A 3,809-nucleotide genomic window follows, 5' to 3' on the forward strand; every position below is an offset into this window, starting at 1 on the left:
GCAATCGCCACGCCGGCGACGAGTGCGGAAAGGGCGATGATCCTGAATGACGGCAAGCGCATGTGGTCTTCCTCCGTGTGAGGGCTGATCGGAATTGATAGCCTTTGGAAACGCACAGGCAGTCACGCCGCCGAGGGGGCGCAAGTTTCGCCGATCACGGGAACGTGATGCCGGAGCTGCTTAAACGAAAAGCCCCGCGCGAGGCGGGGCTTTGAAGGCTGGAGAAAGCGCTGCGCCTTCTATTCGGCCGGTGATGGTTTCTTTCGGAACAGCGCGACCAGATTGTCCCACAGCTCGATCTTGGCACCCTGGCGCTTCATGATGATGCCCTGCTGGAGGATCGACAGCGTGTTGTTCCAGGCCCAGTAGATGACCAGGCCGGCCGGGAAACCCGCCATCATGAAGGTGAAGATGACAGGCATCCAGGTGAAGATCGCAGCCTGCGTCGGATCCGGCGGCGTCGGGTTCATGCGCATCTGCAGGAACATGGTGACGCCCATGATCAGCGGCCAGACGCCGATCATCAGCATGTGCGGCAGGGTGACCGGGATCAGGCCGAACAGGTTGAACAGCGACGTCGGATCGGGCGCGGCCAGATCCTGGATCCAGCCGAAGAACGGCGCGTGCCGCATTTCGATGGTGATGTAGAGCACCTTGTAAAGCGAGAAGAAGACCGGGATCTGCAGTGCCACCGGCCAGCAGCCGGCAAGCGGGTTGATCTTCTCGGTCTTGTACAGCTCCATCATCGCCTGCTGCTGCTTCATCTTGTCGTCCGCGTATTTCTCGCGGATCTCGAGCATTTTCGGCTGCACCTTCTTCATGTTCGCCATCGACGCGTACGACTTGTTGGCGAGCGGATAGAAGATGGCCTTGACGATGACGGTGGTGGCGAGAATGGCCAGGCCGAAATTGCCGAAGAATTTGTAGAGCGTGTCGATCAGCCAGAACATCGGCTTGGTGATGAAGTGGAACCAGCCCCAGTCGATCAAAAGGTCGAACCGCTTGATATGACGGTCTTCCGCATAGGCGTTGATCTTGCCGACTTCCTTGGCGCCCGCGAAGATCTCGCTCTCCACCGTCGCCGACTGGCCGGCATCGACGGTGATCGGGTCGGTGAGGAAGTCGGACTGGTAGCGATGGCGGCCGTCCTCGAAATAGGCATAGCGCGGCTGGAACGGCTGCTTCTCGGTCGGCACCAGCGTCACCGCCCAGTATTTGTCGGTGATGCCGAGCCAGCCGTCGGTCGACTTGCCCGGCGTGAACTGCTTGTCCTTCTCGATGGACGCGTATTTGTGTTCCTGCAGGCCTTCCGTGCCGGTGAAGCCGATCAGGCCCTCATGCAGCACATAGGTGCTGGCAACGAGCGGCTTGTCGAAGCGGGTGACGCGGCCGTAATTGGACAGCGAGACGGCGGCCGTGCCGGCATTCTGCACCGTGTCGGACACCGTGAACATGTAGTTGGTGTCGACGGAAAAGGTGCGCTTGAAGGTCAGGCCCTTGTCGTTCGAATAGGTCAGCGTGACCGGGGTCGTCGGCGTCAGTGTCGCATTGCCGTCGATAGCCCACACTGTTTCGGGACCGGGCACCGCGCCGGTCTTGTCGTTGCCGACGAAGCCGATCTCGGCATAGTAGCCATTGGGCAGTGCCGCCGGGTTGAGCAGGCTGATCTCGGGCGAGTTCTTGTCGACCGTCTCGGTGTAGTGCTTGAGCTTGAGGTCGTCGAGACGGGCACCGGTCAGGTTGATCGAACCCTCAAGGCTCGGCGTGTCGATCTTCGCGCGGGTCGTCGTGGCGAGCGCCTGTTCGCGGCCGGCCGGCGTCACGGCATCGGTGCCGGGTGCGTTGGGAATGGCGCCAGGGGCGGCGGGCGTTCCGGTGTCGGTACCGGGATTGGTGCCGGCGGCCTTCTTCTGCTCCTCGACGCGCTGCTGTTCGACGCGGGCGGCCTCGCGCTGCGCTTCGCTGCGCGGCAACACATAAAAATATTGCCATACCGCCAGGATCAGCACCGACAGCGCGATGGTGATGAAGAAGTTCCGGTTGTTTTCCATCGAAAGCCCTTGGCCTATCGTGTTCCGCGCAGTCGGCGGGAGAGTTCGGCCTTCAACTGGCCGAACGGAGTGGTAAGCACGTCTTCGCGCCCGACGATGACATAGTCATTGCCAGGCGCCATGTCACTTGCGGCGTGCGTACGGACGGCTTCTCGCAGCCGCCGCCGGACGCGGTTGCGGACAACCGCATTGCCGACCTTCTTGGTGACGGTGTAGCCGACGCGCGGCGACAGGCCGTCGCCGCGGTCGAGAACTTCGACGAGAAAAAGCCGCCCGCGTCGTTTTTCACCACGACGGACAGCCAGGAATTCCGCGCGCTTCAGAAGCCGCTTGGGATTTGGTCCCACTGGCTTGCCGGATGCGGGCAACGATCTCGTCTTCCGTTCAGGCGCTGAGCCGCTTGCGACCGCGGTTGCGGCGAGCTGCGACGACGCCGCGACCACCCTTGGTGGCCATGCGGGCACGAAAGCCGTGCCGACGTTTGCGGACGAGTTTGGACGGTTGGTAGGTACGCTTCATTTGTTTTAATACCGCGGGGTGCGGCCCTTCTTGATTCTGTCACTGTGTAACAGGAGCTTTGCCGGGCCGGCTTTGGCGCGATCGAAACCGCGCCGGGACGAATGGCCCGAGCGTGTGCGGGCTTATAGAAAGAAGGCTTTTGGAAGTCAATCCGGAGTCGTCGGGCCGAAAGCTTCGCCATTCAGGCCGGTTTATGTTTGCGACCAAGGATGAAATTGGCAAAAAAGCCGTAATCGCCTAATCTGCGTTGATCAAGTGATCGTGAAGACATTAGCCGCATGAGCGAAACCATACAGGCACAGGAAGGGATCGGCACGGCGGGGTCCACCGAGGCGCCGGCCAGCGTGCGCACGGTGCCGCTGTCGCGCGGCCTGTCGACCAAGCTGCTGCTGCTGACCATCGTCTTCGTGCTGCTGGCCGAAGTGCTGATCTTCCTGCCCTGGATCGCGAGCTACCGGCTGAACTGGCTGAAGGAGCGGCTGAGCACGGCGGCGGCGGTGTCGATCGTGCTGGTGCAGGGTGAACCCACCTCGCTGTCGCGCACGGCGCAGAACGACGTGCTGATGGCGATCGGCGCCAAGGCGATCGCGGTGCGCGACGGAGGCGTCTCGCGGCTGCTGGTGGTGGCCGAAATGCCGCCGAAGGTCGACGAACACATCGATATCGCCTCGATCGGCATGATCAAGGGCATGACCGGTGCGCTCGACACGTTGTTTTTCGGCGGCGACCGTATGCTGCGCGTCTTCGGTCCGGTCGGCGACTCGGACAAGGAGTTCGAGCTGATCATGCCCGACAACAGCCTGCGCAACGCGATGCTGCGCTATTCGCGCAACGTCGCCTTCGTCTCGCTGCTGATCTCGCTGTTCACCGCCATGCTGGTCTACGCCGCCATCGACCTGATCATGATCGGACCGATCCGGACGATGACGCGCTCGATGCTATCTTTCTCCGAAGCCCCTGACGATCCCGGGCGGATCATCCATCCGGCTGCCCGCGCCGACGAGATCGGCGTTGCCGAGCGCGAGCTGTCGCAGATGCAGGAACGGCTGCAAAAAATGCTCTCCGAGCAGAAGCATCTTGCCGATCTCGGCCTGGCGGTTTCCAAGATCAACCATGACATGCGCAACATCCTGGCTTCCGCGCAGCTGATGTCGGACCGCTTGCGTCAGGTCAAGGATCCGACGGTGCAGGCCTTCGCGCCGAAACTGCTGCGCGCGCTCGACCGCGCCGTGTCTTATT

At 62.2% G+C, this 3,809-nt stretch carries 3 protein-coding genes and 1 pseudogene; 1 reads left to right on the plus strand and 3 read right to left on the minus strand.

Features of this window, described 5'->3' with window-relative positions:
- Positions 1-239: 239 nt before the first annotated feature.
- The 3 genes from yidC to rpmH are packed head-to-tail and all read right to left on the minus strand — an operon-like array spanning position 240 to position 2,570.
- Complete coding sequence (gene yidC / locus EN991_RS26955; RefSeq protein WP_063169714.1) at positions 240-2,051, minus strand: membrane protein insertase YidC; 1,812 nt, start codon at positions 2,049-2,051, stop codon at positions 240-242.
- Positions 2,052-2,065: 14 nt separating this feature from the next.
- Positions 2,066-2,419, minus strand: a complete 354-nt coding sequence (gene rnpA / locus EN991_RS26960; RefSeq protein ID WP_013528505.1) for a ribonuclease P protein component — start codon at positions 2,417-2,419, stop codon at positions 2,066-2,068.
- Positions 2,420-2,435: 16 nt separating this feature from the next.
- Entirely contained in the window at positions 2,436-2,570 is a 135-nt protein-coding gene (gene rpmH, locus EN991_RS26965) for a 50S ribosomal protein L34 (RefSeq protein WP_008833937.1), read from the minus strand.
- 278 nt (positions 2,571-2,848) lie between these two features.
- On the opposite strand from rpmH, the pseudogene EN991_RS26975 reads away from it, so the two are divergent.
- Positions 2,849-3,809 (plus strand): annotated as a pseudogene (locus EN991_RS26975) (sensor histidine kinase); the annotation flags it as partial.

It is taken from the genome of Mesorhizobium sp. M7A.F.Ca.US.005.03.2.1, assembly GCF_003997795.1.
Lineage (GTDB): Bacteria > Pseudomonadota > Alphaproteobacteria > Rhizobiales > Rhizobiaceae > Mesorhizobium > Mesorhizobium ciceri.